Source organism: Gordonia shandongensis DSM 45094 (assembly GCF_000423025.1).
In the GTDB taxonomy this organism is placed as follows: Bacteria; Actinomycetota; Actinomycetes; order Mycobacteriales; family Mycobacteriaceae; genus Gordonia; species Gordonia shandongensis.
Genome location: NZ_AUHE01000002.1, coordinates 83,927 through 107,259 on the forward strand (window position 1 = coordinate 83,927; position 23,333 = coordinate 107,259).

A 23,333-nucleotide genomic window follows, 5' to 3' on the forward strand; every position below is an offset into this window, starting at 1 on the left:
GTCGGGGACCGGCGCGTCAGTCGACCTTGATGCGGCCGGTGGTGCCGGTGATTTCGCGGAGCTTGCCCGACGGCGCCTTGACGTCACCGTGGTAGCGGATCCGGTAGTCGCCGGCGGTGACGGTGCGCGGCACCCGCCAGGTGACGGTCACCTTCGACGCCGAGGGGCTGCCGCCCGGTCGGACCCAGGTCATCTCGGTCGACTCATGGTCGTCGTCGAAGGCGACGACCCAGCCGGAGCCGGTGAATCGCTCGACGGCGAAGTAACCCTTGGTGTCGCGGCCCCGGCGAATCCGGTTCGTCGGGTACGCGCCGCAGAAGCTCACGGTGACGGTCGAACCCGGCGACGCCGTGGCCGGGACCTTCGACACCACTTGGCCGAACCGGCGGCCCGGCATCGGGGTGTCGGCCGGCTGAGAGCCGAGCAGGTCGGGTTGTAGCTTGTCGCGATCGGCCGGACGAGCACCGGCGGGCTTGCGTCCGCCGCGGGCCATCGTCGTGGCCATCGCGTGGAACTCCTGCATGTAGGCGCACAGCGTCCATCGGCCGAACATCGTCTCGCCGCCCTCGTACTGCTGGGCGACGTACTCTTCGGGCGTCACCGTGTACTGGCTGTACCCGTTCGAGTACCCCTGCAGGAGGACGTTCTCCAGCGGCATGCCGAGTGCGTCGGCGACGAGGCGCCGGATCCGCAGCCCGGCGACGATCGTCGTCTCCGACGGCATCGCGGCCAGAGCGAGGTCGCCGATGCGGATCAACTGGATCGGCAGTCGCTGTTCGATCCACGGATGCGGAGGGAGCAGCCCGAGCGGGAAGAGGTCGGCCTTGGGCGCCTGGACGTCGACCATCCACGGTGCCGGCGTGGGTGTGGCGCCGGCGCCCAACGCCATCGCCAACTCGTTGCGCATGCCCTCGGAGAGGATGGCGAGCTGGCTGCGGGTGTTGTCCTCCGTGCTGGTGGCGGCCGCCGCCATGCCCATCATGGCGGGCGCGGTGCGGGTCGCCTTGCCGTTGGGGGTGTAGTCGCCGGAGACGCGGACGTCGTTGAGATTCAGATAGCGGGTGGCGGTCGAGACGCCGCCGCGGGTCATCGGCCGCGCGCCGCCGAGGGCACGCTGCCCGGCCCGATCCTGACGACGCCCGATCAGGATGCGGTTGGTGCGGTGGTCGGAGGTCGGGCCGCCCGGGTTCATCTTCCGCAGCCACAGGTTGGGCGTCATGTCGCCGGCGTTGGTCTGGGCGTGTGCGGCGACGAGCCCGTCGGTGCGCTGCTCGGCCAGATACGAGGCGTAGCCCTTGTTGTCGGGACCGATCTGAAAGTTCGCATCCGTGAGCGAGGTGCCGTGGGTGGCGAACCAGGTGATCTCGCCGATCGTCCGACCGCCCTGCCGCAGCCGCAGGCCGGTCACCTGCGGGTCGATGTGTTCGGGGAAGTGGCGGCGATCGTCGGCGGGATTGAGCTTGAACGCCGGCATGGACCGGTTGGCACTGGCGTCGTGGAGCTCGTCGTGCCCGAGTTCGACGGTGCCGGGCGCGAGACTGCGGTGCGCCTCGTCGACCGCGTCGAGCAGTCCGGCGATCTCGGCCTGCAGCGAGTTGCGGCGGTGGCCCATCGCGGCGAGCGTGTATGCGTAGTCCCACGACGTGCCGCCGCACGAGTTGTGGTTGTGGGTGGCGTTGATGTTGACGTTGTGCACCGTGTAGGTGCCGCCGTAGCGCTTGGCGAGTTCGGTGAGCAGCAGGTTGTGGTGCGAGGTGAAGATGCACGCGATGTCGGCGGTGATGAACAGGACGCGCTGCCCGGTGGCCGCGTCGGCGATGATGAAGGCGCGCGCCCAGGTCCGCTGGATCAGTCCTTCGGCGACCTGCTGCGCGTCGGAGTAGCCCATCATGCCCTGGCCGGCGATCGCGCCGGTCATGTCGCCCCTACCCGCTCCGACCAGGTAACCGCCGGCCGCCTCGGCGCGGCCCGCCTGGTCGATCCAGACGCCGCCGATCGAGGCTCCGGCGGTCGCCGTCGCGCCGACGGCGGCGGCCTGCAGCAGCGTGCGGCGTGAGATCTCGGGCATGGGACTCCTCGGTGGTGAAACATGTTCCAGTACGACGACGGGTGTGACCCTAACTGCAGTTGATCGATCGATCAAGAAAGCGGACGACGGGCGCCTCGAGGTCCACGTCGCACCGGATCGTCGCGGACACCGGCCCGCAACTAGACTGACGGGCGATTCCTCGCAACGAAAGGTTCCCCATGGGTGACGCGATCCGCACGGGTGTGCTGGGCAGCAACGGCAAGGTCGGTCGAGCGATCGTCGAGGGCGTGCAGGGGGCCTCCGACGTCGCCTTCTCCGCCGGTGTCGACAAGGGGGACTCCCTGTCGTCGTTCATCGACACCGACACGTCCGTCGTCGTCGACTTCACCCACCCCGACGTGGTGATGGACAACCTGAAGTTCCTGATCGACAACGGCATTCACGCTGTCGTCGGCACCACCGGGTTCACCGAGGAACGCCTGGAGACCGTCCGCGGATGGGTCGACGCCGCGGACGGCGTGGGTGTGCTCATCGCCCCGAACTTCGCGATCGGCGCCGTGCTGTCGATGCATTTCGCGCAGCAGGCCGCCCGCTTCTTCGAGTCGGCGGAGGTCGTCGAGCTGCATCACCCGCACAAGGCCGACGCACCGTCGGGGACCGCGGGCAGGACGGCGTCGTTGATCGCGGCGGCACGGCGTGACGCCGGCCTCGGCGAGAGTCCCGACGCCACTTCGACCGGCCTCGACGGTGCGCGCGGTGCCGACGTCGACGGCGTCCGAGTGCACTCCGTGCGTCTGGCGGGACTGGTCGCGCACCAGGAGGTGCTGTTCGGCACCCAGGGGGAGACGTTGACGATCCGACACGATTCGATCGACCGCGACTCGTTCGTCCCCGGGGTCCTGCTCGGCGTCCGCGAGATCGTCGGACGGCCCGGGCTGACCGTGGGACTCGAATCCTTCATGGACCTGTAGTCCGGTGGCCGACAGACAACGGAGCAGCGGACCGGTTCTCGGCCTGATCGCCTTCCTCATCGTCGCCCTCTGCGTCTACTTCTTCCTGCTGGGGCGCACCGGCGTCGAACTCATGACGCAGGGGACCGCGGTCTCGATCGGCCTCGGCATCGGGGTCTTCGTGCTGCCGCTGCTCGGCGTCTGGATGGTCGTCGCGACGCTGCGTTCGGGTCTCGAACACCAGCGCATGGCGGCCGCCGCTCGGGACGCGGGCCGAGACCTGGACGTCGCCGACCTGCCGCGGCGTCCGTCGGGACGGATCGAGCACGATGCGGCCCAGGCGCTGTTCGCTGAGGTCAAGGTCGAATGGGAGAAGGACCCGTCGGACTGGATCAGCACCTACCGGATCGCGCGCGCCTACGACTACGCCGGTGACCGCACGCGTGCACGGGAGATGATGAAGCGGGCCGCGGAGCAGTACCGGGTCGCCGTCTGCGGACCGTGAGGCGATCCGGGTTGGCATGATGGGGCCATGGCACGCCTGCTGATCGTTCACCACACCCCGTCACCGCACTGCCAGGAGATGTTCGAGGCCGTGCTCGCCGGGGCCACCGACCCGGAGATCGAGGGCGTCGAGGTGGTGCGCCGGCCGGCACTGCACGTGTCGCCGGCCGAGATGCTCGACGCCGACGGCTATCTGCTGGGGACGCCGGCGAACCTCGGGTACATGAGCGGAGCGCTCAAACACGCCTTCGACACCTGCTACTACCCGTTGCTGGACTCCACGTCGGGGCGGCCGTACGGACTGTTCATGCACGGCAACGTCGGGACCGAGGGCGCCGAGAAGAGCGTCCACTCCGTCGCCGGAGGTCTGGGATGGAGCAGGGCCGCCGCCGACGTCGTCATCTCGGGGAAGCCGACCAAGGAGCAGCTGGCGGCCTGCTGGGAGTTGGGCGCGACCGTCGCCGCCGGCCTGATGGAGTGAGGGGGCGGCCCGCCGCGCGGCGATCGCGCGTGGCGGCACCGTGCGGCGATCGCGCGTGGCGGCACCGCGCCGCGGCGAGCGGTCGCTAGACTCGATGGCGTGAGCTCGACCATTCCAACGCCGTATGAGGACCTGCTGCGGCTGGTCATGGAGACCGGGACCCCGAAGGACGACCGCACCGGCACCGGCACGCGCAGCGTGTTCGGCCACCAGATGCGGTTCGACCTGCGTGAGGGATTCCCGCTGATCACCACCAAGAAGGTGCATCTCAAATCCATCATCTACGAACTGCTCTGGTTCCTGCGCGGGGACTCGAACGTCCGCTGGCTGCAGGATCACGGCGTCACCATCTGGGACGAATGGGCCGACGACGACGGCGAGCTGGGGCCGATCTACGGCGTCCAGTGGCGCAACTGGCCGACGCCGTCCGGTGAGCACGTCGACCAGATCGCCGCAGCGCTCGACACCCTCAGGCAGAATCCCGATTCGCGACGCAACATCGTCTCCGCATGGAACGTCGGCGAGATCCCGCAGATGGCACTGCCCCCGTGTCACGCGTTCTTCCAGTTCTACGTGGCCGACGGGCGCCTCAGCTGCCAGCTCTACCAGCGCAGCGCCGACCTGTTCCTCGGGGTGCCGTTCAACATCGCGTCGTACGCGCTGCTGACCCACATGATGGCCCAGCAGGCCGGCCTGGAGGTCGGCGACTTCGTGTGGACCGGCGGCGACTGCCACATCTACGACAATCACGTCGAGCAGGTGACACAGCAGCTCTCGCGCGAACCGCTGCCCTATCCGACGCTCGAGCTGCGTAAGGCCCCGTCGATCTTCGAGTACACCTTCGACGACGTCGAGGTGGTCGACTACCGATCGCATCCGGCGATCAAGGCGCCGGTGGCGGTCTGACGATGCGAGAGCACACGGAACCGATGTCGGTCACCCTGGTGTGGGCGCAGGACCGCGTCGGCGCGATCGGTCGGGCCGGCGCGATTCCCTGGCGCGTGCCCGAAGACATGAAGCGGTTCAAACAGATCACCGACGGGTCCACGGTCATCATGGGTCGCAAGACCTGGGAGTCCCTTCCCGACGCGGTCCGCCCGCTGCCGGGCCGACGCAACATCGTCGTGACTCGGCGAACCGATTACGTGGCCGAGGGCGCCGAGGTGGTCGGCGACATCGACGCGGCCCTCGTCGCCGGCGGACGCGCGGCGGCCGTCATCGGCGGCGGCGAGATCTACACGGCGGTGATGGACCACGCGACCCGACTGCGTGTGACGGAGGTCGACGTTCTGGTGGAGGGGGCCGATGCGTTCGCGCCGGCGGTCGACCCCGACCGCTGGGAGCCCGACGCGGTCGGGGAGTGGTTGTACTCGTCGAGCGGCACGATCTACCGGTTCGTCGACTACGTGCGCCGCTGATCGACCGCACCGGGGCGTCGGTGTCGATAGGATCGGCGGTACCGGCTTCGTCACTGGAGGCTCGCGATGCTGAATCTGGAACTCGAGGTCGGCGACTGGGCGACCTGGGTCGGCTCGATCGGGACGATCGGCGCGTTCGCGGTGGCGTTCATTCAGATCCACCGCGAGCGCTCGCACCGGCAGGCGCGCGAACTGCGCGAGGCGTGGACCCGGCGCCGCGAGCACGTCGATCGGGTGTCGGCGTGGATCGCAGACGGCACCGTGCACGTCAACAACGGTTCGGGACATCCCATCGCGCACGTCCGCGTCCACGACGGCGACACCGCGATCGGGACGTGGGAGCACCTGCCGCCGGGACTTCATCGGGACTCGGCGGAGTCGGACTCCGGCGCCGTGCATCTGGAGTTCACCGATGTCCGGGGTGATCGGTGGTCGCGCATGCCGGGCGCCGAACCGGCCCTGGTCGGCGGACCGGACCCGATATGACGGCGACAGCATGATGGCGGCGGCACGGTGACGTGGTTCGACGCCGCCGGCGACCGTTACGCGGCGTTCCGGCCCACGTATCCGCCGTCGATCGTCGACGTGCTCGCCGACTCGGCCCCCGACACCGACGTGGCGATCGACGTCGGCTGCGGCACTGGCCAGCTGACGACTCTGCTCACCCGACGGTTCGCGCGCGTGGTGGGCCTCGACCCGTCTCCCGACCAGCTTCGTCATGCGGCGTCCGATCCGGCGGTCACGTATCGCCTCTCGTCGGCCGAACGCCTCGACGTCCCCGACGACACGGCCGCCGTGGTGACCGTCGCCCAGGCGGCACACTGGTTCGACCTGTCCGCGTTCTACCGGGAAGTGCGCAGGATCAGCCGTCCCGGTGGGGTCCTCGCGCTGATCACCTACGGCGTCGTGGACCTCGACGCCGACCTGGCGGCGCGGTTCGACCGCTTCTACCGTGACGAGATCGGACCGTACTGGCCGCCGGAACGCCGCCACGTGGACGACGGGTACGCGTCCCTGGACTTCCCGTTGGATCGCCTCGATGCGCCGTCGGCGACCATCACCCGGTCGTGGACGCACGCGGAGTTCATCGGCTACCTCGAGACGTGGTCGGCTACGCGTCGCGCTCGCGCCGCCGGCGCCGGCGAGACGGTCGACCGGTCGGCCCGCGAACTCTCCGAGCTGTGGGGGACCGGGCGGCGCCGAGTCCGATGGCCGGTGACGACGGTGATGGGTCGGGTGTCCCGATGGTGATGGGTCGGGTGCCCCGATGAGCCAGACGCCCGCGACTCTCGCGCATCTGCGGCGAGCCCGCGACCTGATGGACCGCGACTACGCTCAGCCGCTCGACGTGCCGACCATGGCTCGGCGCGCGTTGATGTCGACGGCGCACTTCAGTCGGGAGTTCACGATCGCCTACGGCGAGACGCCGTACGGCTACCTCGTGACGCGGCGCATGGAACGCGCGATGGCGCTCCTGCGGTCCGGGACGAGCGTCACCGACGCGTGCGTGGCCGTCGGCTTCACCTCCCTCGGGTCGTTCAGCACGACGTTCCGGCGCCTGACGGGGGAGACGCCGAGCGCGTACCGTGCGCGCCCGCACGACGACCTCGAGGGACTGCCGTCGTGCATGACCAAGATCCTGGCGCGACCGACGCCGTTCGGCTGACCCGAGAGCCACCGGCCAGACGACCACCGACCAGACGACCACCGACCAGACGGGATCGACATGCCGGGGATCGAGCAGTTTTGGAGAAGCGCGGGGTCGGCGACCGTCGTAGTTTTAACGCCATGACACACATCGAGATCACCGGTTGCCCCATCACCGTCGACGACATCGACGCCGCGCTCGGCTTCTACCGTGACGCGCTCGGCCTGGACGTGGTCCGCGACGTGGCCAACGGCGACCATCACTGGGTCACATTGCAGGTGCCCGGTCAGGAAGGCGTCGAGATCGTCCTCTCTCAACCCGGCGGCGGGCGTTCACCCGAGGACGCCGACGCCTTGCACCGCCTCGTCGCCAAGGGCATGATGCCGCCGATCATCTTCCGATCGTCGGATCTCGACGCGCTCTTCGCGAGGGTCGCGGCGACGGGGGCGGACGTCCTCCAGGAACCGATGAAGCAGCCCTGGGGTCCGCGGGACTGCGCGTTCCGCGACCCCGCGGGAAACATGGTGCGGGTCAACGACGCCGGCTGAAGTCCGTCCCGGCCGGCGATTAGGCTGGGTGCGGTGACCACACCGCAGCGAGGCACGGGTGCCGTGACGTCGTCGGACCGGCTGTCGAACTCGCAGGCGCGGCGCATCGCCCTCGCCGCACAGGGGTTCTGCGATCGACCGCCGGCCGGGTCGCCGACCCGCACGCACTTCGCCCGGGTCCTTCGCCGCACACGACTGCTGCAGATGGACTCCGTCAACGTCCTCGCCCGTGCGCACTACCTTCCGGCGTTCAGCCGACTCGGGCCGTACGATCCCGACCTGCTCGATCGGGCGGCGTGGCGTGCTCCGACGGCCCGCGCACCGCGACTCCTCGCCGAATACTGGGCACACGAGGCGGCCCTCGTGCCGATCGACGACTGGCCGCTGTTCGGGTGGCGGATGGACGACTATCGCGACGGACGGTACCGGCGCAGCGCCGAGATCCTGCGTCGCAACCGGCCCCTGGCCCGCGATGTGCTCGACGTGATCGACGAGGTCGGCGCCGTTCGGCCGAACGAGATCGAGGCCGCCCTCGGCATCACGCGTCGCCCCGAGGAGAAGGGCGCCTGGTGGGTGCGCGGTGAGGTGAAGCACCTGTGTGAGGCGATGTTCGCTGCGGGGACGCTGTCGGCGGTCCGCAACGAACACTTTCATCGCCACTACGACCTCGCGCACCGCGTCATCGGTGCCGAGCGGGTCGGCGTCCGCATCGACCGTCGCGAGGCGCACCGCCGCCTCGTGTCGCGTGCGGCGTCCGCACACGGTGTCGCGACGGTCCGCGAGCTCGCCGACTACTACCGACTCGCGACGGCCGACGTCCGCGCGGTGCTGCCCGACCTCGTCGACGCGGGGGATGTTCGCGAGGTCGGCGTCGACGGCTGGACCGAGACGGCCTATCTGCATCGTGACGCGCGGCTCCCACGCCGCATCGACCGATCGGCGCTGTTGTCGCCGTTCGATCCGGTGGTCTTCTGCCGGCCGCGGACCGAGCGGCTCTTCGACTTCCGCTACCGCATCGAGATCTACGTCCCCGAACACAAGCGCGTCCACGGGTATTACGTCCTCCCGTACCTGATGGGTGACGAGCTGGTCGCCCGAGTGGATCTGAAAGCGGACCGATCCGCCGGTCTGCTGCGGGTTCTCGCGGCGTACGCCGAACCCGGGCGAGATCGCGGCGCGGTCGCCGCGTCACTCGCGGAGGATCTGCGACGATTGGCGCAGTGGCGCGGCCTCGACGGGATCGAGGTGGCCGATCGCGGCGACCTGGCGTCGACGTTGGCTCGGCGGACCGGGGCACGACGATAGTCTGGCCGTATGAGAGAACTCGCCCCTCGACGCGGGCCGCGCGGCCGGACGCGGCAGCGACATCTCCCGGGAGGTACACGTGACTGACTATTCGCAGGTCGGACTGCGTGACGTGACGCTGCGCGATGGACTTCAGCTGACGGGCTCGGTACTCGATGTCGACATCCGCGTCCGGCTCGCTCGCACTCTTCTCGCGGCCGGTGTGCCGGAGCTGGAGATCGGGTCGATGGCGCGCCCGGACCTGGTGCCGCCCATGGCCGGCACGCTCGACATCGTCGCGCAGCTGACGCCGGAGGAGATCGACCGCTGCTGGGTGTGGGTGGCGACCCCGCGACACGTCGCCGCGGCCGCCGAGGCCGGTGTCCGGAACTTCCAGTACTGCCTGTCGGTGTCGGATGCGCACAACAAGGCCAACATCGGACGACTCGCCGAAGACAGCGTGGCCGCCATGCCGGCGGCCGTCGCCGCGGCCAAGGAGGTCGACGGTCGCATTCAACTGTGCCTCGCCACCGCCTTCACCTGCCCGTTCGACGGTCCGGTCGACCCTGATCGGGTGCGGCAGATCGTCGCCGACCCCCGGACCGGGGACGCCGACGACGTGGTCCTGGCCGACACCCTCGGGCAGGCGTACCCGGGGCAGGTCCGCGACCTGTTCTCGTCGGTGGAGGCGCGGGACCGTCGGCTCGTCTTCCACGGCCACGACACCTGGGGGATGGGCGTCGCGAACTCGCTGGCGGCCGCGGACGGCGGTGCCGTGGTGGTCGACGGAGCCCTCGGCGGCCTCGGCGGATGCCCGTTCGCGCCGGGCGCGAGCGGGAACACCGCCAGCGAGGATCTGCTCTTCGCGACCAGACCGGACTATCTGACGCCCACCGTGCTCGCCGATCTCGTCCGGGAGGGTGAGACCCTCCTGGGGCGGGTCGACGAGGTCTCGAAATCGCGGACCGCCCAGGGCGCCCGGTCGAAGGCCGACGCCTTCCGCTGGGTGATCGGCGAAACGTAGTCCGATCGGGGACGACCGGGACACTCGGTCGCCCGAGGCGCGGGCAGTGGGGTCCACGCATCGGCGCGTGGGGGGACGTCGGCGCGAACTCCGTGGTCGGGCTACACTTCGGGCCGCACACCGAAGGAAGGGTTCACGTGTCCGTCACGCACAACGGCAAGACCTATCGCCTCGTCATGTTCGATCTCGACGACACGCTCGCGCCGTCGAAGACACCGATGAGCGACGACATGGTGTCGCTGTTCCGCGAACTGTTGCAGGGCAGTCTCGGCTGCATCATCTCCGGCGGACAGTACGGACAGTTCCAGTCGCAGGTCCTCGATCGTCTCGGCGACTTCCCCGATCGCGGAAACCTGCACCTGATGCCGACCAACGGGACCCGGTACATCCGGTGGGGCGGCCGGTCGTGGGACACGGTCTACGCCGAGGATCTGTCCGACGATCAGAAGGCGCGCGCCATGTCGGTCGTCGAAACCGGTGCCCGCGAACTCGGTCTGTGGGAGCAGCAGACGTGGGGACCGATCCTCGAGGACCGCGGCAGTCAGGTGACGTTCTCTGCGCTCGGCCAGTCCGCGCCGGTCGACGAGAAGGCCGCATGGGACCCCGACGGACGCAAGAAGGAGTCGTTGCGCGCCTATGCCGCCGACCGTCTGCCCGACCTCGAGGTCCGCAGCGGCGGGTCGACCTCGGTCGACATCACCGCCAAGGGCATCGACAAGGCCTTCGGCGCGCGGCGCCTCATGGAGATCCTCGACCTCGGGGTCGACGACATCCTGTTCTTCGGGGACCGGCTCGACGAGGGCGGCAACGACCGTCCGATCGCCGATCTCGGCATCGACTCGATCGCGGTCCACGGGTGGGAGGACACCTACGCGAAACTCGGCGCCGTCATCCGCGGGTGACGGGACCGTCCTGGGCCGTCAACGCGGTCCGCAGCCGCTGACGCTGGTCGGCGGAGAAGCCGAGCCCCTCGGTGAGGTAGCGGTCGAAGCTGCCGTAGAGCGTCCGCGCATGCGCGAACGCGCCGCGCAGCCATCGGACGTCGACGCCGGTCCGCCCGGCCGTGAAGTCGGCCTCGATGACGGACATGTCGACGCCGACGGCCCGAAGGATCACCGCGGAGGCCCACCCCGTGCGATCGCGGCCCGCGCTGCAGTGGATGAGGACGCCGTGACCGGACTCGACGGTGCGCAGCACCGAGGCGAGCATGGTGCCGTAGGCGCGGCGGGCACCGGGATTGTCGACGAACGTGCGGTACATGCCGGGGAAGTCGGCCGATCCCGCCAGTGGAGCGAGCGCCATGACGTCCGCGACCACGGTCGTGGCTCCGGGGACCGCACGGTTGGGCTTCAGCATCCGCTCCACGTCGGTGCGCAGGTCGATGATGGTCGCGACATCCCGTTGCCGGAGCGTTCGCACGCCGCGTGCGGTCAAGTTCTGCAGATCCGCCGACCGGATGACGGCGCCGGAGACGGCCCGACCGTCGGCCGTCGTGTAATTCGAGAACGTACGCGCATTGGACGTGCCGTCGAGCGCGATGCGTGCGGGTGCCGGCGCGGCGGACCGTCCACTGTCGGGGGCCGCGTCGGCGATGCCGACGGTGGTGGGCAGCACTGTGGGGGCGAGGGCCGGTGAGCCGACGACGAGACCGGCGGAGGCGATCAGTGCGGCGAGGCCCGGGCGGCGGCGACGGGATGCGGTCATCGGGTGTTCTCCTCGGTGTGTCACGGACCGGGGGCGGTCCCCGGGTCACGGGCCGGGGGCGGTCCCCGGGGGTGCGCTCATCGCGGCTTTTCTCCCTGGGGGACAATGACCAGGGACGATCCAATGACCCGGCAGTCTACCGACTGTGACGGGGGCGACGTGAACGAGGCGGAGGACGAATGTCGGAACTGGTGCCCCTTCGAGTGCAGCTGGTCGCGGCCACCCGGTTCGCCGCGCCCGACGTGGAGTGGGAGACCGACGCCGACGGGGGCGAAGCGCTCATCGAGTTCGCGGGGCGCGCCTGCTACGAGAGCTGGCACAAGCCGAACCCGCGGACGGCGACGAACGACGGCTACCTGCGGCATGTGCTGGAGGTCGGTCACACGTCGTTGTTCGAGCACGCGACGTGCACCTTTTACATCACGGGGATCTCGCGGTCGTGCACCCACGAGCTGATCCGGCACCGCCACTTCTCGTACTCGCAGCTCTCGCAGCGATTCGTGCCCGAACACGACTCCAACGTGGTGGCGCCGCCCGCCATCCGGGGTGACGCCCGGCTCGAGGAGCTGTTCATCCGGGCCACGGACGCGTCCCGCGAGGCCTACAGTGAGCTCCTCGCGGAGCTGGAGGCGAAGTTCTCCGACGTGCCCAACGCGATCCTGCGGCACAAACAGGCGCGCCAGGCGGCGCGGTCCGTGCTCCCGAACGCCACCGAGACGCGGATCGTCGTGACCGGCAACTACCGGGCGTGGCGTCACTTCATCGGGATGCGGGCCACCGAACACGCCGATGTCGAGATCCGCCAGCTGGCCGTCGAGTGCCTGCGACAGCTTCGCGATGCCGCGCCGACGGCGTTCGGCGACTTCGAGATCGGTGAGCTCTCCGACGGCACCGAGGTCGCGACATCACCGTTCGTCTTCGAGGGCTGACCGTTTCGGCAGGCGTTCCGGCGGGTAGCCTGAGCGGCATGGAATCGGCAGGCGCGAGACGCGCGGAGCACCCCTTCGGGACGGTGTCGGTGGCAATGGTGACTCCCTTCACGCCGGAGGGGGAGATCGATCTCGGGCGGGCCGCAGAGCTCGCCGCGCACCTCGTCGACAACGGATGCGACGCGCTGGTCGTCAACGGGACCACCGGGGAGTCGCCGACCACCACCGTGCCCGAGAAGAACGATCTGCTGCGCACCACGTTGGACGCGGTCGGCGACCGGGCCAAGGTGATCCACGGTGCGGGGAGTTACGACACGGCCGAATCGGTGCGGCGCGCCCGCGAGGCCGCCGAGATCGGGGCCGACGGGCTGCTCCTGGTGAGTCCCTACTACAGCAAGCCGCCGCAGCGGGGCGTGCTCGCACACTTCCGTGCCATCGCCGACGCGACCGATCTTCCGGTGATGCTCTACGACATCCCGCCGCGCTCGGTGATCGCCGTCGAGACCGACACGATCATCTCTCTCGCGCAGCACCCGAACATCCGGGCGGTCAAGGATGCGAAGGGCGATCTGCACGCCGGCGCGAAGATCATGGCCGCGACCGACGTGGAGTTCCTGTCCGGGGAGGACGCTCTCAACCTGCCGTGGTTGTCGGTCGGGGCGAGCGGGTTCGTCAGCGTGATCGGCCACCTCGTCCCGGACCGCCTGCGCGCCATGCGTGATGCGGTGGCAGCCGGCGACATGCAGGCCGCGCGTCGCCTGAACGATTCGATGTCGCCGCTGGTGGACGCCATGGGGCGCCTCGGCGGCGTGACGATGGTGAAGACCGCACTGCGGATCATCGGGATGGATGTGGGCGATCCACGTCTTCCCCAGGTGGCCGCCGACCCTGCCCAGATCGAAGCGCTGATCGGTGATCTGCGCACCGCGGAGGTGATCTCCTGATGAGTGGTGAGAAGTCCCAGCGTCGACGTCGGTCGTCGCGGAAGGCGGGACCGCCGGCGAACAAGAAGAGCGAGGCGTCGACGTCCGCAGCCACCGGCTCGGGTGTCACCGGCGATGTGATCGACCGACTGCCCGCCCCGCCGCGGCTGCCCAAGGGCGGGCTGCGCGTCGTCGCCCTCGGCGGCATCGGCGAGATCGGCCGCAACATGACCGTCTTCGAATACGCGGGCAAGCTGCTCATCGTCGACTGCGGTGTGCTGTTCCCCGAGGATGCGCAGCCCGGCGTCGACCTGATCCTTCCGGACTTCAGCTATATCGAGGACCGGGTGGACGACATCGAGGCCGTCGTGCTGACCCACGGGCACGAGGACCACATCGGGGCTGTTCCCTTCCTGCTCAAGCTGCGGCGGGACATCCCGATCGTCGGCTCCCGTTTCACCCTCGCGCTGGTGGCCGCCAAGTGCCGGGAGCACCGGCTGCGGCCGCGCCTGGTCCAGGTCGCCGAGGGCGATCGACAGGAGTACGGGGGTTTCGACTGCGAGTTCTTCGCGGTGAACCACTCGATTCCCGACGCCCTCGCGGTGGCGATCCGCACGCCGGCGGGGACGGTGCTGCACACGGGCGACATCAAACTCGACCAGCTGCCCCTCGACAACCGGCTCACCGACCTCGCGGGATTCAGCCGACTCGGCGACGAGGGCGTGGATCTGTTCCTCGTCGATTCGACGAACGCCGAGGTCCCCGGTTTCGTGACGCCCGAACGGGAGATCGGCGGTGTGCTCGACACCGTGATCGGCAAGGCCCGCCAGCGCGTGATCGTCGCGTCGTTCGCGAGCCACGTGCATCGGATCCAGCAGATCGTCGATGTGGCGTACCGATACGGGCGCCGGGTGACGTTCGTCGGCCGATCGATGGTCCGCAACATGCAGATCGCTCAAGAGCTGGGTTACCTCTCGGTGCCGGAGGGGGTCGTGGTCGACCTCGACACGGCCGCGACGCTGCCGGACGATCGCCTCGTCCTCATCTCCACCGGGTCGCAGGGCGAGCCCCTCTCGGCGCTCTCACGGATGGCGCGCGGCGAGCACCGGCAGATCAACATCCGTGCCGACGATCTCGTCGTCTTGGCCTCGTCGTTGATCCCCGGCAACGAGAACTCGGTGTTCACCGTGGTCAACGGTTTGGCGAAGCGTGGGGCGACGGTCATCACGCAGGCCAGCGCCAAGGTGCACGTGTCCGGGCACGCATCGGCCGGCGAGCTGCTGTACCTCTACAACGCGGTGCGGCCGTCTAATGCGATGCCGGTGCACGGAGAGTGGCGCCACCTGCGAGCCAATGCCGCGTTGGCCGAGGCGACCGGAGTTCCCGCCGATCGCATCGTCCTGGCGGAGGACGGTGTCATCGTCGATCTCGTCGACGGTCGGGCGCAGATCACCGGCCGGATTCCCGTCGGTTACGTCTACGTCGACGGGTTGTCGGTCGGCGATGTCGGCGAGTCGACGCTCTCGGATCGGTTGGTGCTGGGGGAGGGCGGCTTCATCTCGATCTCGGTGGCCATCGATGCCGGGACGGGGCGGGCGGTGAGCAGGCCGACCGTGTCGGGTCGGGGATTCTCGGACGATCCGGGTGCTCTCGCGGATGCCGCGGAACTGGTCGACAAGGCGTTGATCGAGTTGGCGAACGAGGGGGTCACCGACACCCACCGGATCGCCCAGGGGGTGCGGCGAGCGGTCGGTCGGTGGGTCGGCGAGGTGTATCGCCGCAGGCCGATGATCGTTCCGACCGTCATCGCCGTCGGCGGTGAGGCGACCGAAACGTCACGAAAGTGACACAACCGTGACCTGACCCGTGTTGCCGGTGGGGCTCTTGTGGTCAGTGGGCACTAAGCTGGTGGCCATGGCTTCCAATGCATCCACGCGTAGGCAGTCGGCGTCTCGAGCCCGAGGCTCCGGCCAGACCGCCGCGAAAGGTCGCCCCGCGCGCTCCCAGGGCACCCGGCAGACGGCCCGACCGCAGGGTGCCCGGCAGCAGTCGCGGCGCCCCTCCACGGCGTCGCAGGATCTGCATCGCCCACCCGCCTCGGGGTCGGGGATCGGTCGCGCCGTGGCCGGCGGCTGGAAGCTGGCCGCGCGCGGTCTCGGCGGCGCCGCCCGCGCGGGGGCGCGTCGCGAGGAGCCCGTCGTCGCAGCGCGCGACGGCATCGGACTGGCGCTGTCCCTCGTGGCAGCCGTGATCGTGGTCGGTGTGTGGTTCCGGGCGCTGGGTCCGGTCGGCGCCTTCATCGACACCCTCGTCCGTGCCGGGTTCGGCGCGGTGTCGTATGCGCTGCCGATCGTTCTGCTCGCCGCCGCCGTGATGGTGATGCGATTCCCCGCCAACCCGGACAGGCGCCTGCGGAACGTCGGCGGGTCGATCCTGCTCGGTGTCGCGACGCTCGGCCTGGGCCACCTCGTGGGCGGTGCGCCCACCGAGTACGACGGGCGGGCCGACGCCGCCGGATACCTCGGTTACGTGCTGGGGTCGCCGGCCACCGATGCGCTGACCGTCTGGGTGACCGTCCCCCTGTTCCTGCTGCTCGGGGCGTTCGGCGTGCTCGCGTTCAGCGGTCGCACCGTCGGCGACGTCACCGCGGCGTCGGCGTCGTACCTCGGACTCGGCCGCGCGTGGGACGGCTACGACCCGGACGCCGAGGACTGGGACGCCGAGAACTGGGACGCCGAGAACTGGGACGCCGAGAACTGGGACGCCGAGAACTGGGACGAGAACGAGTGGGACGAGAACGAATGGGACGCCGGCGCCGGCAGTGACGGCGCCGGCGGTGACGGCTACCTCCCGGACGGGCCCGACGCGAACTCGACCGCGGGCGACAACGATGCCGGCTACGGCGACCCGTACACCAACTACCCGCCCGACGAGCGTCGTCGTCCCCGGGGGTCGGCACGGCGTCCCGCGCGCGGCAGCGGACAGACGGCCGGCCAGCGACGTGATGCGCAGATGCCGGACCTGATCACCGAGCCGCTGGTGCCCGACGCTCCGAGCGCCGCCGGCCTCGTCGACGACAACCCCACCCGCGATCTGGGGCCGGTCGCCGCGGCACCGGAACCACCGTCCCGCGCCGGTCGGCGCCGGTCGGCGCCGCCGGCGGCGCCACCGCGATCGTTCGTCGACCAGCCCGCAGAGGGCGACTACCAGCTTCCGCCCGGCGACCTGCTGATCCAGGGCGAACCCGCCAAACTCGGGACGTCCGCCAACGACGACATGATCGAACGGATCAACAGCGTTCTCGAACAGTTCAAGATCGACGCGGCGGTCACCGGCTACACCCGCGGTCCCACGGTGACCCGTTACGAGGTGGAACTCGGCCCCGCGGTCAAGGTCGAGAAGATCACCCAGCTGCAACGGAACATCGCCTACGCGGTGGCCACCGACAACGTTCGCCTGCTGGCGCCGATTCCGGGCAAGTCCGCGGTCGGCATCGAGGTGCCGAACTCCGACCGGGAGATGGTCCGGTTGGCCGACGTGCTCAACGCGCCGTCGACCCGCAAGGAGAAGCACCCGCTGGTCATCGGTCTCGGCAAGGACATCGAGGGCGACTTCGTCAGCGCCGACCTGTCGAAGATGCCCCACCTGCTGGTCGCCGGATCGACCGGTTCGGGCAAGTCGAGCTTCGTCAACTCGATGCTCGTCTCCCTGCTGACCCGCGCGACGCCCGAAGATGTCCGGTTGATCCTCGTCGACCCGAAGATGGTCGAGCTGACCCCGTACGAGGGCATACCGCACCTGATCACCCCCATCATCACCGAGCCGAAGAAGGCCGCCGCGGCGTTGGCCTGGCTGGTCGAGGAGATGGAACAGCGGTACCAGGACATGAAGGCGTCCCGCGTACGGCACATCAACGATTTCAACGCGAAGGTCCGCTCCGGCGAGATCACCACGCCGCTGGGCTCGGAGCGCGAGTACAAGCCGTACCCCTACATCGTCGCGATCGTCGACGAGCTCGCCGATCTGATGATGACCGCGCCGCGTGACGTCGAGGACGCGATCGTCCGGATCACGCAGAAGGCGCGAGCGGCTGGAATCCACCTCGTGCTGGCCACCCAGCGGCCGTCGGTCGACGTGGTCACCGGTCTGATCAAGACCAACGTTCCCTCCCGTCTCGCGTTCGCGACGAGTTCGCTCACCGACTCGCGAGTCATCCTCGACCAGCCGGGTGCCGAGAAGCTCATCGGCATGGGCGACGGGCTGTTCCTGCCGATGGGGGCGAACAAACCCATCCGCATGCAGGGCGCATTCATCACCGACGAGGAGATCTCGGCGGTGGTGGAGTACACCCGCGAGCAGTCCGAGCCGGACTACGCCGAGGGCGTCACGACGGCCAAGGGCGGCGATAAGAAGGAGATCGACGCCGACATCGGCAACGACCTCGACGATCTGCTCCAGGCCATCGAACTGGTCGTGTCGAGTCAGTTCGGATCGACCTCGATGCTGCAGCGCAAGCTGCGCGTCGGTTTCGCCAAGGCCGGCCGCCTCATGGATCTCATGGAGACCCGCGAGATCGTCGGTCCCAGCGAGGGATCCAAGGCGCGGGAGGTGCTGGTGAAACCCGAGGACCTCGCCGGCGTCATCGCGCGGATCACCGGCGACGTCGGCGACTTCGGGGGCGAAGCGGTAGACTGACGGACGATCTTGGAGGGGAGTATCCCCGGCTCGAGAGCGACGTCCGTCAGTACGGTCGAGCCCCGACGGCGCGACCCGGACCCGCTGCCGGCGCACCGCCGGTGGGAGAGACCTTCAGCATCACGCGTCAATGCTGTGCTGGAGGAAAATCGTGCACGTCTCCGTCACGATCTGGTTGATCACCGTCGTGGTGATCCTGGGTCTGTTCGTCTTCGACTTCTACGCCCATGTGCGGACGCCGCACACACCGACCCTGCAGGAGTCCGGACTGTGGTCGGCGGTCTACATCGCGATCGCGCTCGCCTTCGGCGGCGTCGTGTGGTGGCAGTGGGGATCGACGTTCGCCGGGGAGTACTTCGCCGGTTACGTGACCGAGAAGGCACTGTCGGTCGACAACCTCTTCGTGTTCGTGGTGATCCTCGCGAAGTTCTCCGTACCGCGCGTGTACCAGCAGAAGGTGCTCCTGCTGGGCATCGTGATGGCACTGGTGCTGCGCGGCGTGTTCATCGGGCTCGGGGCGGCCGCCATCGACGCCTACAGCTGGGTCTTCTATCTGTTCGGCGCCTTCCTGCTGGTGACCGCCGTGAAACTCCTCGGCGAGGGCGGCCAGGAGTCCGAACCGGCCGTGAAGCGGGAGGGCCGGATCGAACGGGCCGCCAAGCGCGTGCTGCGGACGTCCGACGACTACGACGGCGACCGGCTGTTCACCCGGCGTGACGGTCCGCTCCTGGCGACGCCCCTGCTCGTGGTGCTCGTCGTCATCGGATTCACCGACGTCCTGTTCGCGCTCGACTCGATCCCGGCGATCTACGGCCTGACGTCCGAGCCGTATCTCGTGTTCACCGCGAACGCCTTCGCGCTCATGGGGCTGCGGCAGCTCTACTTCCTGCTCGGCGGACTGCTCGACAAGCTCATCTATCTGTCGTACGGACTCGCGCTGATCCTGGGATTCATCGGTGTGAAGCTCGTGCTGCACGCCTTGCACGAGAACACCCTGTCCTTCGTCAACGGCGGTGCGTCGGTGGCGGTGCCGGAGGTCTCGACGGGCGTCTCGCTCATGGTGATCGGCGGAACGCTGGTGGTGACGACGGTGGCGAGCCTGGTCGTCAGCGCGCGACGCGCACGGTCGGCCGATCGTGCCGGACGACCTTCCGGCCGCGAACGGTGATCAGAGGTGCGCCAGCATCCGGGTGTTGCCGAGCGTATTGGGTTTGACGAAGCTCAGGTCGAGGAATTCGGCGACACCGGTGTCGTACGACCGGCACATCTCCTCGAACACCTCGCGTGAGACCGGGGTCCCGTCGATCTCGACGAATCCGTGGCGCCGGAAGAACTCGGTCTCGAAGGTCAACACGAAGACTCGGTCGAGTTCGAGGTCGCGCGCGACGTCCATCAACCGGTCGACGATGTGGTGTCCGACACCGCGGCCGGCGTGACCGGTGTCGACGGCGACGGTGCGAACCTCGCCGAGATCGGACCACATCACGTGGAGGGCGCCGCAACCGACCACGTGGCCGTCGACTTCTCCCACCCAGAACTCCTGAATCGCCTCGTACAGCGTCACCAGGTTCTTCTCGAGCAGGATCTTGCCCGCGTAGACGTCGATCAGTTCCTTGATGCGCGGGACGTCCGACGTGCGTGCGCGGCGGACGACGAGCTCGCCGGACGGCTCGGCCGGGGTGCTCGTCTGCTGCGTCGCCATGTCTGCAGAGGATAGTCCCAGGTGTCGGTGCGCCCGGCGACGGTCCCCGAAACGCGGGACGTTAGGCTTAGCGGCGTGAGTGAGCCACTGCGCCGGGTGATGCGCGATGACGCCGCGGCCGCCCCCGTGGTGAACATCGCGAACGCGCTGACCATCTTTCGCATCGTGCTGGTGCCGGTGTTCGTGGTCGTGCTCTTCGTCGACGGCGGCGACGCGGTCGGGTGGCGGATCGCGGCGTTCGCGATCTTCGCGATCGCGGCCTTCACCGATCAGCTCGACGGCAGACTCGCACGCGCGATGGATCTGGTCACCGACTTCGGCAAGATGGCCGACCCGATCGCCGATAAGGCCCTCATCGGTGCAGCGCTCCTCGGACTGAGCGTTCTCGGACATCTCCCGTGGTGGGTGACGGCCGTGATCCTCATCCGCGAGATCGGGGTGACGCTCCTGCGCTTCTGGGTACTCCGCTACGGTGTGATCCCCGCCAGCCGCGGCGGCAAGCTCAAGACCCTCCTGCAGTCGGTCGCGATCGGACTGTTCGTCCTGCCGCTCGGCGGTCCCTGGTTGGTGTTCGCGTGGGTCGTGATGGCGGCGGCCCTGGTGGCGACGCTGGTGACCGGCGTCGATTACGTGGTGCGGGCGTTGGTTCTTCGGCGCGGCAGCCGGCGGCGGACGATGGGAAATTCGGCTAGTGTCGACGACACGGGCGTGTGATGGAGACTCGGCTCGGCCGGGGACGGCGAAGGCGACGACAGCGTGAGGAGGGCAGCGCGTGACACTGCTGTTGCGTGAAGCGATCGGCGACCAACTACGGCGCGTACGCACAGATCAAGGACGGACGCTGCGCGACATCTCGACTGGTGCGAGAGTGTCGCTCGGCTACCTGTCCGAGGTGGAACGCGGGCAGAAGGAGGCGTCCAGTGAGTTGCTGGCGTCGATCTGCGAGGCCCTCGACGTTCCCATCGGCGAAGTCCTCTTCCAGGTGGCGGGCGTGCTGAGCCCCGTCGAGGCGTCCGACGGCGTTCTGGAGGTCGTCCCCACCGATGGCGGCACCGACCAAGTCCGCGCCGCACTCGCGGCCGCCTGACCGCGCCGCCCGACCACGCCGACTGACAGTTCCCGACGAGGAGTACCGAAGACCGATGGCCAATCCCTTTGTGAAGTTCTGGAACTACATGATGGCTCTGGGGAACGCGAAGATCGACGAGCACGCCGATCCGAAGGTCCAGATCCAACAGGCGATCGAAGACGCGCAGCGCCAGCACCAGGCGCTCTCGCAGCAGGCCGCCGCGGTGATCGGCAACCAGCGTCAGCTCGAGATGCGGTTGAACCGGCAACTCGAGGAGATCGAGAAGCTGCAGGGCAACGCCCGCCAGGCCCTCACCCTGGCCGATCAGGCCGCGGCCGCGGGCGATACCGCGAAGGCGGCCGAGTACACCAACGCCGCCGAGGCCTTCGCTGCACAGCTGGTCACGGCGGAACAGAACGTCGAGGACCTCAAGGTGCTGCACGACCAGTCGCTCGGTGCGGCGGCTCAGGCCAAGCAGGCCGTCGAACGCAATGCGATGACCCTCCAGCAGAAGCTGACCGAGCGTTCCAAACTGCTGAGCCAGCTCGAGCAGGCCAAGATGCAGGAACAGGTCAGCTCGTCGTTGAACCAGATGAGTGAGCTGTCGGCTCCGGGCAACACGCCCAGTCTCGACCAGGTCCGCGACAAGATCGAGCGTCGCTACGCGAACGCTCTGGGGTCGGCGGAACTCGCCAAGGGCTCCGTGCACGGTCGGATGGCCGAAGTGGAGGCCGCCGGTGTGCAGATGGCCGGGCACGCGCGCCTCGAGCAGATTCGCGCGAGCATGAACGGCGGCGCGCTGGAGGCGGGACAGGGCACGGCAGCGGGACAGGGGACGGCGGGGACCGATTCGACGTCGGCGCCGGCGGTGCGGCCGGAGCAGTCTCCGGAACAGAACTGACGCCCCGCCTGGCGGCGGCCGTCGTCGCGGGCTCGGACGCCGGGCACGCGTTCCCGGCCCTCGGCTTGGCCGCCGAACTCATCGACGCAGGCCACCGGGTCGTCGTCTACACCGGACCGCGGTGGACGGAGGCCGCGGCCCGGCGCGGCATCGAGGTCCGGGAGCTTCCGGGGCTGGCCGCGCTCCCGGGAGACGACGACGCGGACGCGGGAGCCAAACTCAGCGTCCGGGCGGCACGGATGGCGGTCGAGCTCGCACCGCTGTTGACGGCGGACCGCATCGACGTGGTGGTCGGAGACGTCATCACCCTCGCGGGAGGGTGGGCGGCCGAACTGACCGGAACTCCGTGGATCGAATTGTCGCCCCACCCGCTCTACGAGCAGTCGTCGGGGCTTCCTCCCATCGGTGCCGGACTCGATGCGGGCGTCTGCGCGGCGGGTCGCTTCCGCGACCGTGTGTTGCGCGGAGCATCCCTGCCTGCCGTGATGCGGGGACGCCGGCAGCGCGCACGGGCACGATCGGCCATCGGCCTGTCCGGCGATCCGGCGCCGTCGGCTCGCTTCGTCGCGACGCTCCCGGGCCTGGAGGTGCATCGTCCCGACTGGCCCGCCGACACCCACCTCGTCGGGCCGCTCCTGTTCGAGCCGACCGACGTCGTCTTCGACCGACCCGCGGGCGACGGTCCGCTGGTCGTCGTGGCGCCGTCGACGGCGGAGACGGGGGAGCGCGGGCTCGGCGGGACAGCGCTGACTGTGCTCGCCGAACTCCAGCGTTCCCGTCCGCTGCGTGCGGTGTACTCCGCATTGACGCCGCCGCCGGACGGGGATACGCCCGTGGGCCTCGTCGCCGGGACGGCACGTCAGGACGACGTCGTGGCCGACAGCGATCTGGTGATCTGCGGTGCCGGGCACGGCATGCTCGCCAAGACGCTGCTCGCCGGTGTCCCGGTGGTGACGGTGCCGGGCGGCGGCGACCAGTGGGAACTCGCGAGCCGCGTGGCACGCATCGGCTGCGGCGTGGCGGTTCGCCCGGTGGTCGCCGCGACCCTGCGGGCCGCCGTGGAGACGGTGCTCGACGATCCGTCGTACGCGGCTGCGGCGCGCTCCGTCGCGGCGACGTCCGCGCAGACGGTGGATCCGGTGGCGATGCTGGAACGCGTGCACGCGCGGGCGGTCGGCTGATGCGGCGGATTCTCGGGATGTGGAGAATGGGCGCATGCGGTTGACGGAGTTCGCGGAACGCACCGGTGACGAGTTCGGCAGGCGGCGCGCCGATGCGCTCCTGGCCGACTTCGTGCTGGTCGAGTTGGACGGACGCACCGGCGCCGAGGCCATCGAGGCCGGCGTCGATCCGCGCGACGTGTGGCTGGCCCTGTGTCGGGAGTTCGACGTGCCGCGCAACCGCTGGTGAGTTTCATCGGCGTGTCGACGTCGTGTCGAACATCTGTTCGTTATGCTGGGTCGTGGAACCGGAGCGCGCTCTGGTGCGTCCAATTGAATGAACGAGCCGGTCTCGTCGCCGACG

Annotated in this window: 25 protein-coding genes; 22 read left to right on the forward strand and 3 right to left on the reverse strand. The window is 69.3% G+C overall.

Annotated features, from left to right (window positions below):
* Window positions 1-16: 16 nt before the first annotated feature.
* Window positions 17-2,068, reverse strand: coding sequence for a neutral/alkaline non-lysosomal ceramidase N-terminal domain-containing protein (locus tag G528_RS0103175; RefSeq protein WP_026917711.1), 2,052 nt, complete (start codon window positions 2,066-2,068; stop codon window positions 17-19).
* A 179-nt stretch (window positions 2,069-2,247) separates the two neighbouring features.
* On the opposite strand from G528_RS0103175, the gene dapB reads away from it, so the two are divergent.
* From dapB to G528_RS0103235, 12 genes are all read left to right on the forward strand, one after another.
* Window positions 2,248-3,000, forward strand: coding sequence for a 4-hydroxy-tetrahydrodipicolinate reductase (dapB, locus tag G528_RS0103180; protein ID WP_026917712.1), 753 nt, complete (start codon window positions 2,248-2,250; stop codon window positions 2,998-3,000).
* A gap of 4 nt (window positions 3,001-3,004) precedes the next feature.
* A complete protein-coding gene (locus G528_RS0103185; protein WP_026917713.1) occupies window positions 3,005-3,484 on the forward strand; it encodes a tetratricopeptide repeat protein in 480 nt (159 codons plus the stop codon).
* Window positions 3,485-3,511: 27 nt separating this feature from the next.
* On the forward strand, window positions 3,512-3,964 hold the full coding sequence (locus G528_RS0103190) for a flavodoxin family protein (protein ID WP_026917714.1): 453 nt from the start codon (window positions 3,512-3,514) through the stop codon (window positions 3,962-3,964).
* Window positions 3,965-4,063: 99 nt separating this feature from the next.
* Window positions 4,064-4,870, forward strand: coding sequence for a thymidylate synthase (locus G528_RS0103195; RefSeq protein WP_026917715.1), 807 nt, complete (start codon window positions 4,064-4,066; stop codon window positions 4,868-4,870).
* A 23-nt stretch (window positions 4,871-4,893) separates the two neighbouring features.
* Window positions 4,894-5,382, forward strand: coding sequence for a dihydrofolate reductase (locus tag G528_RS0103200; RefSeq protein WP_026917716.1), 489 nt, complete (start codon window positions 4,894-4,896; stop codon window positions 5,380-5,382).
* Between the two features lie 66 nt (window positions 5,383-5,448).
* Window positions 5,449-5,868 (forward strand): hypothetical protein, encoded by a 420-nt coding sequence (locus G528_RS0103205; RefSeq protein ID WP_026917717.1) that lies wholly within the window; start codon window positions 5,449-5,451, stop codon window positions 5,866-5,868.
* A gap of 27 nt (window positions 5,869-5,895) precedes the next feature.
* Window positions 5,896-6,633 (forward strand): class I SAM-dependent methyltransferase, encoded by a 738-nt coding sequence (locus G528_RS0103210; RefSeq protein ID WP_026917718.1) that lies wholly within the window; start codon window positions 5,896-5,898, stop codon window positions 6,631-6,633.
* Window positions 6,634-6,649: 16 nt separating this feature from the next.
* Complete coding sequence (locus tag G528_RS0103215) at window positions 6,650-7,048, forward strand: helix-turn-helix domain-containing protein (protein WP_026917719.1); 399 nt, start codon at window positions 6,650-6,652, stop codon at window positions 7,046-7,048.
* A gap of 122 nt (window positions 7,049-7,170) precedes the next feature.
* Complete coding sequence (locus G528_RS0103220) at window positions 7,171-7,578, forward strand: VOC family protein (protein ID WP_026917720.1); 408 nt, start codon at window positions 7,171-7,173, stop codon at window positions 7,576-7,578.
* A 33-nt stretch (window positions 7,579-7,611) separates the two neighbouring features.
* A complete protein-coding gene (locus G528_RS0103225; RefSeq protein ID WP_245569655.1) occupies window positions 7,612-8,883 on the forward strand; it encodes a winged helix-turn-helix domain-containing protein in 1,272 nt (423 codons plus the stop codon).
* Between the two features lie 79 nt (window positions 8,884-8,962).
* Entirely contained in the window at window positions 8,963-9,886 is a 924-nt protein-coding gene (locus G528_RS0103230) for a beta/alpha barrel domain-containing protein (protein WP_026917722.1), read from the forward strand.
* A gap of 137 nt (window positions 9,887-10,023) precedes the next feature.
* Window positions 10,024-10,788 (forward strand): HAD-IIB family hydrolase, encoded by a 765-nt coding sequence (locus tag G528_RS0103235; RefSeq protein ID WP_026917723.1) that lies wholly within the window; start codon window positions 10,024-10,026, stop codon window positions 10,786-10,788.
* Here G528_RS0103235 and G528_RS16235 read toward each other — a convergent pair.
* Window positions 10,775-11,590, reverse strand: a complete 816-nt coding sequence (locus G528_RS16235) for a tyrosine-protein phosphatase (protein ID WP_051198228.1) — start codon at window positions 11,588-11,590, stop codon at window positions 10,775-10,777. The genes G528_RS0103235 and G528_RS16235 overlap by 14 nt on opposite strands.
* 179 nt (window positions 11,591-11,769) lie before the next feature.
* Between G528_RS16235 and thyX the strand changes: the two genes are divergently transcribed.
* From thyX to G528_RS0103265, 5 genes are all read left to right on the forward strand, one after another.
* A complete protein-coding gene (gene thyX, locus G528_RS0103245; protein WP_026917724.1) occupies window positions 11,770-12,519 on the forward strand; it encodes an FAD-dependent thymidylate synthase in 750 nt (249 codons plus the stop codon).
* Between the two features lie 38 nt (window positions 12,520-12,557).
* The gene (gene dapA, locus G528_RS0103250) at window positions 12,558-13,463 is read left to right on the forward strand and encodes a 4-hydroxy-tetrahydrodipicolinate synthase (RefSeq protein ID WP_026917725.1); all 906 of its coding nucleotides are present in this window, start codon (window positions 12,558-12,560) and stop codon (window positions 13,461-13,463) included.
* The gene (locus tag G528_RS0103255) at window positions 13,463-15,289 is read left to right on the forward strand and encodes a ribonuclease J (protein ID WP_026917726.1); all 1,827 of its coding nucleotides are present in this window, start codon (window positions 13,463-13,465) and stop codon (window positions 15,287-15,289) included. The genes dapA and G528_RS0103255 overlap by 1 nt, the downstream gene beginning before the upstream one ends.
* Before the next feature lie 262 nt (window positions 15,290-15,551).
* Window positions 15,552-18,137 (forward strand): DNA translocase FtsK, encoded by a 2,586-nt coding sequence (locus G528_RS0103260; RefSeq protein WP_035718922.1) that lies wholly within the window; start codon window positions 15,552-15,554, stop codon window positions 18,135-18,137.
* Between the two features lie 151 nt (window positions 18,138-18,288).
* The gene (locus G528_RS0103265; protein WP_026917728.1) at window positions 18,289-19,305 is read left to right on the forward strand and encodes a TerC family protein; all 1,017 of its coding nucleotides are present in this window, start codon (window positions 18,289-18,291) and stop codon (window positions 19,303-19,305) included.
* Here G528_RS0103265 and G528_RS0103270 read toward each other — a convergent pair whose 3' ends face one another.
* Complete coding sequence (locus tag G528_RS0103270; protein WP_026917729.1) at window positions 19,306-19,839, reverse strand: amino-acid N-acetyltransferase; 534 nt, start codon at window positions 19,837-19,839, stop codon at window positions 19,306-19,308. It abuts the gene before it with no gap.
* A gap of 99 nt (window positions 19,840-19,938) precedes the next feature.
* On the opposite strand from G528_RS0103270, the gene pgsA reads away from it, so the two are divergent.
* Genes pgsA through G528_RS0103295 form a run of 5 tightly spaced genes read left to right on the forward strand, consistent with a single transcriptional unit; the run spans window position 19,939 to window position 23,219 of the window.
* On the forward strand, window positions 19,939-20,553 hold the full coding sequence (gene pgsA / locus G528_RS16240; protein ID WP_084638033.1) for a CDP-diacylglycerol--glycerol-3-phosphate 3-phosphatidyltransferase: 615 nt from the start codon (window positions 19,939-19,941) through the stop codon (window positions 20,551-20,553).
* A 58-nt stretch (window positions 20,554-20,611) separates the two neighbouring features.
* Window positions 20,612-20,926 carry a helix-turn-helix domain-containing protein gene (locus tag G528_RS0103280; RefSeq protein WP_026917730.1) on the forward strand — a complete coding sequence of 105 codons (315 nt, stop codon included), beginning with the start codon at window positions 20,612-20,614 and terminating at the stop codon, window positions 20,924-20,926.
* A 55-nt stretch (window positions 20,927-20,981) separates the two neighbouring features.
* On the forward strand, window positions 20,982-21,809 hold the full coding sequence (locus tag G528_RS16245) for a PspA/IM30 family protein (RefSeq protein ID WP_035718797.1): 828 nt from the start codon (window positions 20,982-20,984) through the stop codon (window positions 21,807-21,809).
* Between the two features lie 8 nt (window positions 21,810-21,817).
* The gene (locus G528_RS0103290) at window positions 21,818-22,990 is read left to right on the forward strand and encodes a glycosyltransferase (RefSeq protein WP_035718800.1); all 1,173 of its coding nucleotides are present in this window, start codon (window positions 21,818-21,820) and stop codon (window positions 22,988-22,990) included.
* Window positions 22,991-23,024: 34 nt separating this feature from the next.
* Window positions 23,025-23,219, forward strand: a complete 195-nt coding sequence (locus G528_RS0103295; RefSeq protein ID WP_026917732.1) for a DUF3046 domain-containing protein — start codon at window positions 23,025-23,027, stop codon at window positions 23,217-23,219.
* Window positions 23,220-23,333 lie beyond the last annotated feature (114 nt).

Coding starts and splice junctions, on each gene's coding strand:
- G528_RS0103200 (WP_026917716.1), top strand. CDS start 4,894: ATGTCGGTCACCCTGGTGTGGGCGCAGGACCGCGTCGGCGCGATCGGT.
- G528_RS0103175 (WP_026917711.1), bottom strand. CDS start 2,068: ATGCCCGAGATCTCACGCCGCACGCTGCTGCAGGCCGCCGCCGTCGGC.
- G528_RS16245 (WP_035718797.1), top strand. CDS start 20,982: ATGGCCAATCCCTTTGTGAAGTTCTGGAACTACATGATGGCTCTGGGG.
- G528_RS0103295 (WP_026917732.1), top strand. CDS start 23,025: ATGCGGTTGACGGAGTTCGCGGAACGCACCGGTGACGAGTTCGGCAGG.
- G528_RS0103255 (WP_026917726.1), top strand. CDS start 13,463: ATGAGTGGTGAGAAGTCCCAGCGTCGACGTCGGTCGTCGCGGAAGGCG.
- dapB (WP_026917712.1), top strand. CDS start 2,248: ATGGGTGACGCGATCCGCACGGGTGTGCTGGGCAGCAACGGCAAGGTC.
- dapA (WP_026917725.1), top strand. CDS start 12,558: ATGGAATCGGCAGGCGCGAGACGCGCGGAGCACCCCTTCGGGACGGTG.
- G528_RS0103205 (WP_026917717.1), top strand. CDS start 5,449: ATGCTGAATCTGGAACTCGAGGTCGGCGACTGGGCGACCTGGGTCGGC.
- G528_RS0103190 (WP_026917714.1), top strand. CDS start 3,512: ATGGCACGCCTGCTGATCGTTCACCACACCCCGTCACCGCACTGCCAG.
- G528_RS16235 (WP_051198228.1), bottom strand. CDS start 11,590: ATGACCGCATCCCGTCGCCGCCGCCCGGGCCTCGCCGCACTGATCGCC.
- pgsA (WP_084638033.1), top strand. CDS start 19,939: ATGCGCGATGACGCCGCGGCCGCCCCCGTGGTGAACATCGCGAACGCG.
- G528_RS0103270 (WP_026917729.1), bottom strand. CDS start 19,839: ATGGCGACGCAGCAGACGAGCACCCCGGCCGAGCCGTCCGGCGAGCTC.
- G528_RS0103215 (WP_026917719.1), top strand. CDS start 6,650: ATGAGCCAGACGCCCGCGACTCTCGCGCATCTGCGGCGAGCCCGCGAC.
- thyX (WP_026917724.1), top strand. CDS start 11,770: ATGTCGGAACTGGTGCCCCTTCGAGTGCAGCTGGTCGCGGCCACCCGG.
- G528_RS0103220 (WP_026917720.1), top strand. CDS start 7,171: ATGACACACATCGAGATCACCGGTTGCCCCATCACCGTCGACGACATC.